General features: G+C 59.2%; 7 protein-coding genes. All 7 read right to left on the bottom strand.

The features are described from left to right. The coding region (locus AC07X6_RS21970) for a hypothetical protein (protein WP_494792388.1) at positions 1–540 on the bottom strand (540 nt) is incomplete at its 3' end. Positions 541–633: 93 nt separating this feature from the next. Next, a complete protein-coding gene (locus AC07X6_RS21965; protein ID WP_494792387.1) occupies positions 634–1,722 on the bottom strand; it encodes a phage minor head protein in 1,089 nt (362 codons plus the stop codon). Next, positions 1,723–3,087, bottom strand: a complete 1,365-nt coding sequence (locus AC07X6_RS21960) for a DUF4055 domain-containing protein (protein WP_494792386.1) — start codon at positions 3,085–3,087, stop codon at positions 1,723–1,725. Between the two features lie 14 nt (positions 3,088–3,101). Further along, complete coding sequence (locus AC07X6_RS21955) at positions 3,102–4,427, bottom strand: phage terminase large subunit family protein (protein WP_494792385.1); 1,326 nt, start codon at positions 4,425–4,427, stop codon at positions 3,102–3,104. After that, entirely contained in the window at positions 4,396–4,872 is a 477-nt protein-coding gene (locus tag AC07X6_RS21950) for a DUF2280 domain-containing protein (RefSeq protein ID WP_494792384.1), read from the bottom strand. The genes AC07X6_RS21955 and AC07X6_RS21950 overlap by 32 nt, the downstream gene beginning before the upstream one ends. Positions 4,873–4,903: 31 nt before the next feature. Then, on the bottom strand, positions 4,904–5,545 hold the full coding sequence (locus AC07X6_RS21945; RefSeq protein ID WP_494792383.1) for a putative metallopeptidase: 642 nt from the start codon (positions 5,543–5,545) through the stop codon (positions 4,904–4,906). A gap of 95 nt (positions 5,546–5,640) precedes the next feature. Further along, positions 5,641–5,886, bottom strand: coding sequence for a hypothetical protein (locus AC07X6_RS21940; RefSeq protein WP_494792382.1), 246 nt, complete (start codon positions 5,884–5,886; stop codon positions 5,641–5,643). Between the last annotated feature and the right edge of the window lie 114 nt (positions 5,887–6,000).

Raw genomic sequence — 6,000 nt, 5'->3', positions numbered from 1 at the left:
GGATATGGAAATGACCTGCAACACTGGGACGAGGAATATCGAAAACAATTGAATCGTAAAAAACAATATATAAATGACGAAATTCAAAAGCGCAGAATCAGTTATTATATATTTAATTTTCCCCACCAAGAAAATTGTAAATGAAAGCGATATCCATAATAGAAACAGATGAATAAAAAGAAATAATAATTTATATTTAAAACTGTATTTTGGCCAACTTGAATCCATGGGGTTGAATAATGGAACATCCAACGAAAAAACCATTATCCAAATCAGAATACATGCGCAGAATATAAACAACACTGCCTTCAACCTCTGAAGACTGAATAGCTTACCTACATATTTCACAAGGAAATTATATGCGAACTCTGCCTCCGCTCTGGAATAGTATTTGGAAGGCAATTCAGCCAATTTAATCCACCAAGTTTCAACAACTTTGCGCACATTCTTTTGCCCAGCTTTTCCAATCAAAAAATCAACAAATGCCCCGCAGCCCCCACAAGCTGCAGTAAAAGAAAGAAAATGTGCCCAGTTTTCCAATTTTTCATTCCAACAGCAAAAATCAATTCCCGCTGAGAAAATAGTAAAGGTAATAATTGCAATTTCATGATCGATATTGAAGAATAGTTTATCCTACTGACTATATTTAGTCCGTAGTTCCTCAAGGGTTATTCTTCTTCCTTTGAGGTTCATCAGATCATTCAGCGTGATCTTGCCCGCCTCGTACATCTCGGCACGGCCCGGGCCCAAGTACTCGGCCCGCCAGGCCTTATCCTTGCTGGCCAGGAAGCTGGCGAAATTCATCTTGCTACTGACTGCTCCGCCATCGCTGGGTCGAGTGCTTTCGCCCGGCTCGTCCAGCTCGATGCCCAGGTCCGCAAAGGACTTGGTGCGCGTGCTGAGCACGCAGCGGCAGCTGAAATGGATGGCGCCAGGCCCGCCCGCCCATTCGTGTGTGTGGTTGATCGGCTCCAGATCGTGTAGCGAGTACTCCATTTGGTCGCGCATGGCACACAGCAAGCAAGTATGCGAGTCCAGCGTGCCGAGCCACATCAGGCACTCGATCAAGTCCGCATTCGCCTGGAAGCTAGCAAGCCGTGCGGCGTTGGCCACGGCCTGCACCGAACTGTGCACCAGCGCGCGGGCGTTCGCTTCGGACGTCTTCAGGATGCCGGGCATGACCTCCGCATCGCCGCCGGCGGCCTTGGCACTGGTGCCGATGACTCGCGCCACAATCTGTGAAGTCGTTTCGCCCTGTGCAGCACCGAGCCGCACCTGGTCAGCAAACTTGAACTGAGTGGCCAGCTCCTGGCGCTTCCACCAGTTCGCGGACGAGGCGCCCTTGATCAAGGTGTCGCCGACCAGCTTTTCAAGATAGGTAGCCGGCGGCAACTTGGCGCCCAGCTCTATCTTGAGGCCCTGCGTCAACACCTTGGCCGTGTAGTCCGCCTCGATGCGGGTCATGCCCAGCAGATTGCGCATGGCTTCCGCTTCCATGCCACTGTAATGGGAGGAAATCACCGCATTCGATTCGCGCAGCAGCGCGGCCAGCCGCTGTTTTCCATAGCTCGACACCTCGCCTTCACCCAGCTTGCCCGCGAGCTCCTTCGACATGGCGCCCATCAGCGCAACGATCTTGCCTTGCACGTCCGCAGAAAAGCGCTGCAGATTCAGGGAATGCACGAGGAACATCTCGGCAATCCACTCTTCGAGCGCGCCCATTTATGCCCCCACCAGGTCGGGCGGAGCCGACTGGATGCGCTCCTGTTCCGTTTCCCAGTCCAGATCCGGCGACAGGATGCCGCGGCGCTGCAGCTCGTTGAAGTACGTCTCGCCCGAGATTTTCCCGCTGGCAGCACTCTTGAACAGCAGCTCGGCACTGGCCTCGGCCAGCGATGCGGCACCGAAATCCTTAAAAATGGTGATATGGCCGCCTTCGGCCTCGCCCACCCATTCAGCCATGAACTGCAGCGCTTGGTCGCCGGCATCCTCGACGTTGCCCGCGATCTTCTGCAGCGCGCATGCACCCTGCTCGTTGTCGGCCAGGGTCTGCGATTCTGTCACGTTGCCCGGCTTGATCACCAGCAGTTCGGCGCCGGCCTGGCGCATGCGGTCTTCCAGATCGAGGATTGACAGACGGCCGGCCTCGATGGCCTTGCCGCCGTGCTCCACGAATTTCAGGTCGCCTTCTGGCGATTCGGATTTCACCGCGCTGCCGGCGCCAACCGTGATACCGCCCTCGCCCAGCATCTTGGCAAACAGGATCGGCACGCGCGCGACGTGCAGAATGTTCTGCTGGTCGCTCTTGCTCTGCCAGTGCTCCACGTTGCTGTGCGCCAGCTCGAGCAGCGGCGGCGTGGCCTGCATGTAGCCCAGGCGCTTGCCATAGACCGGCACGAATGCGATGCGTTTCAGTGAGGTGATGCCCTCCTCGTGCAACACCCAGTCCTTTTTGCCAGCCGTTTCGCGCTGGCGCCAGGTCTGCCAGGTGCCGCGCCCGAGCACGCGCACCTGCTCGATTTCCTTGGTATCGAAGTCGCCATTCGGCTCGGACACGCTTTCCAGCAACCGCAGCTGGGTCAGCCCGTCAAGACTGGTCGCATTCTTCGGCAGCCAGCCCAGGACGTTTTGCACGTGCACCTGGACGAAGTACGGGCGCACGCCGGCGGCCTGCTCTTCGGCCTTCGTGACCAGGTTGCCAGCCTTGGGGAAGTCGACCAAGATGCCAGCGAAGCCGTAGCCCATCGCCTCCTGGGTAATTTCCGACAGGAAGCTATGCAGGTCGCGGCCAGACAGGTCGACGTCTTGCAGCCATGGCTTGATCCGTTCCGGCACATCCTCGCCCAGCGTCACCGGCTTGCTGAATGGCTTGGCCGACAGCACGTCGATGGTGCGGGCGTAGGCTGGGAACAGTGTGGCGACGGCCAGGCGCAGATCGTAGCTTTCGCTGTCCTCACCCGGCCACTGCGGCAGATACTTCCTGCCGGCCGCCCTCATGGTCTTCGTGCCGCCCAGCAGCGCGACGATCAGCGCGCAATCCTCGTTCAGCTTCGCGGCTTCGGCTGATTGTGTGCGTACATCGGTCATGGAAATCCTTGTTGTTACATGCGCAGCGGCGCGGTGGTCGTCGTGCGGCTCGTCACTGGCCAGCGCTTGGTGATGAAGTAGCCGCCGGCATCATTGGCATGGTCAAAGCCGCCCTTCTTGTCCGGCTCGCCCTTGTCGTCATAAATCTGACGCTCCAGGCTGAGCGTGTATTTCGGGCACTTGGTGGCATTGACCAGCATGCGGCGCTGGTCGTAGGTGTTGCACAGCATCGCGTTGACGCTGTTGATCCGGTCTTTCACCGCAGGATTTGCATGGTCGACCACTACCGTGAAGCCAGCGGCGCGCAGCAGCGACAGGTCCGATTCGCTGGCGCCACTGCTCTTACGGTTCTGGCCGGACGCATCCGGATAAATCGTTATCAGGTGCTGCTGGCCGGCCTGCTTGTAACGCCCCTTGATCTTCTCGATCATAGCCGGCGTGTCGAACACCTCCATCAATTCATCGACAGCACGCGGCAGGTCGTCGCGAATCACGAAAACCACCGCGGCGCCTTTGCCGACGTTGAAGTCCATGCCAATATGCAGCGCGTCGCCTGGCTTGACCGTGTCATCGGTATGGTTGCGTCGCCGATCGAAGCAGTAATAGATGACGCCTTGGTAATTCTCGAAGCTGGCCAGGTACTCCTGGCGGAACGTGCGCGGATCCATCTTGCGCCGCGCCGCTTCGATCTCTTCGGCCGGGACGTTGCCGCCATCGACCGACGTGTAAAGCCAACTCTTGTGGTCAGGCTCACGGCCCTGGCCATCAAGGTAGCTGTCATAGCAATGATTGAAGCCTTTCGGCGTGCCAATGCGCAGCGCATAGCCACCCACCCGCTCCTCGCCGTTGATGACGAAGCGACAGGTCGACAGCATCGGGCGGAGCACCTCCTCCCAGGCCGCGTACACGCAGTCGGCCCATTCATCGACCAGCGCAAAGAACAGCCCGGAGCCGCGGAGGTTGTCGTACGCGTCCAGGCCGACAATGCGGATGACGTGGCCGGCCTTGGTGGTGATCGAGCATTCCGTCTCGTTCGGCTTCCCGGCGCGCCAGCTAGGCGGAATGGCCTGCTTGAGGCGCTTCCAGAAAACCCGTTTCGCCTGCTTGAACGTAGGCGCGCAATACCAAATCTCGTCCTCGGTGCTGACGCCCCACTCGGCAGCCAGGCGCGCAGCACGGCGAATCTCGGCCTTACCCAGGAACGTCTTACCGAAGCGCCGGCCGCACACCGCATCGCGGAACCGAGCCTTCTTTTGCCATCCCCAGCAGTAAATGTTCGCCTGTTTCGGCGTCAGCGCGACGGGCCCTTCAGAGAATCGGGCTGTCGGGGAGGTCTTCATCGGGCTTCAATATGTATTCAGGTGCGGACGGCAAGCCTTCGCCGGTATCACCTGGTGCTTTTGGCGCATCGAGGCGGCGATTCACGTAGACGTCGCCTACTTCCTTGGCTGCCTGCTCGATCACGGCGACGGCCAGCGCGATATTGCGCATGCCCTCGGCCTGCTGCGCCATCCTGGCCAGCGCGCGCAAGCGGAAAGCGCGGCTGGCAATCGGAATGGCCGCCGTGTCCTCTCGGAACCTGGCCCGCGTGTCGTTGAAAATAGTCTTCCATTTGGCGCTCAACTGGCGCCCCACATACTTTTCCGGGTCGTAGGTGGCGACCTGCTGTCGCGGCACGTCGAGTCCGAATTCATCCTTTACTGCCACCGACACCTGCGTCGGCGTGTCGAAACAGGCCAGCGCTTGGACGATAAACAGCTTCACCTCGTCACGTAGTGCTGCCATGAGTTGCCTTCCGGTAAATGGCCGGTCAACCTTATGCAGCCTTCAGCAAACAGGTTCCGCAAGCCCTCGCGATGTTGATTCTCGCCACTTCTGGCGGTGTCTTTGCTGCGTCGATGATGCGCTGCACGTCCTCGCTGGCGCCGTAACGCCGGACCACGCCGACGAACTCTTCGACGTCATGGCCGCGCATGCACAGCTTCGGCAGCCCGTATTTGTTGAAGGCCGGCGCACCGAATTCATCCTGCTCCTGGGCGATGTGATAAAGCTCGTGCTCGACCAAGGCGCAGAACTCGGCATCGCTGCAGGTCAGGCAATACGATGCGTCCAGGGTGATGAGGAAGTCCGGCACCGCGCCGAACCAGTCGGCCATCTGCTGTTGCTGGCGGCCTTTCTGCCACGGCCCGCAGCGGAACGTCATTTCCTCGCACTGGCCCAGCACGGTGCGGCCGGCCTTCACGAAACCTTGAGGCGCCCACAGGAACTGCACGTCGGCATATTCCAGGTGGGCATGATCTTCGTTGTGGAGCGCGCCGCCTTCAGTGAGGATGGTTGCGCGTGCCCACTTGAGCACTTCGGGCGCGGGCATGTAACGGTTGTTCAGCGGGTCGACAAATTCAGCAGGCGGCAACGGGCGCGCTGAGGCGGGCGCGGCGGAATTTCGGCTTTTCTTCATTCCGACCTACTAGATGTAGTGTTTAACGGTAATTCTGGCGGTCTCAGCCCGGCGATTTTTGACACTTTCGCTCTCGACCTACTAAATGTAGTGTCTCACGCGCCTTCGACGCTTAAATTGACCGGTGGCATGCTCGCGCCCAGCACCCACAGCGCGATAGAGCCGCCGGAATTCAGCACGGCCAGTTCCTCGACGCTCGGGCGCCAGTACGACACCACGGCGGGCAGATCGCCAACGTGCGTGCGCGTGATCGGCAGAGCGCCGCACGGAAGCTCGCCCTGGTCCCAGCCCGCCGGCGCTCCGAGAACGCCGTTATTCGATGGGTGTTGGATTTTCTGCATGGCTGCCTTCGTTGTGTCACCGCCCGCCCCCAGCAGGCGCCGCGGTGCATCGCGGCTGGAGTCCTCTGGATCTTTGCTACGTCGGTGAACTGCGCCCGTTTTGTAAGCCCTGCC

The sequence above is a fragment of the Janthinobacterium sp. GW460-12-1-14-LB5 genome (assembly GCF_059423585.1).
Note: the sequence above shows the minus strand (reverse complement) of the source record. Positions and strands in the feature narration are given on the sequence as shown.

Bases quoted from the DNA above. Each gene is read 5' to 3' on its own strand.
- AC07X6_RS21960 (WP_494792386.1), bottom strand. From the start codon at position 3,087: ATGACCGATGTACGCACACAATCAGCCGAAGCCGCGAAGCTGAACGAG.
- AC07X6_RS21965 (WP_494792387.1), bottom strand. From the start codon at position 1,722: ATGGGCGCGCTCGAAGAGTGGATTGCCGAGATGTTCCTCGTGCATTCC.
- AC07X6_RS21945 (WP_494792383.1), bottom strand. From the start codon at position 5,545: ATGAAGAAAAGCCGAAATTCCGCCGCGCCCGCCTCAGCGCGCCCGTTG.
- AC07X6_RS21950 (WP_494792384.1), bottom strand. From the start codon at position 4,872: ATGGCAGCACTACGTGACGAGGTGAAGCTGTTTATCGTCCAAGCGCTG.
- AC07X6_RS21955 (WP_494792385.1), bottom strand. From the start codon at position 4,427: ATGAAGACCTCCCCGACAGCCCGATTCTCTGAAGGGCCCGTCGCGCTG.
- AC07X6_RS21940 (WP_494792382.1), bottom strand. From the start codon at position 5,886: ATGCAGAAAATCCAACACCCATCGAATAACGGCGTTCTCGGAGCGCCG.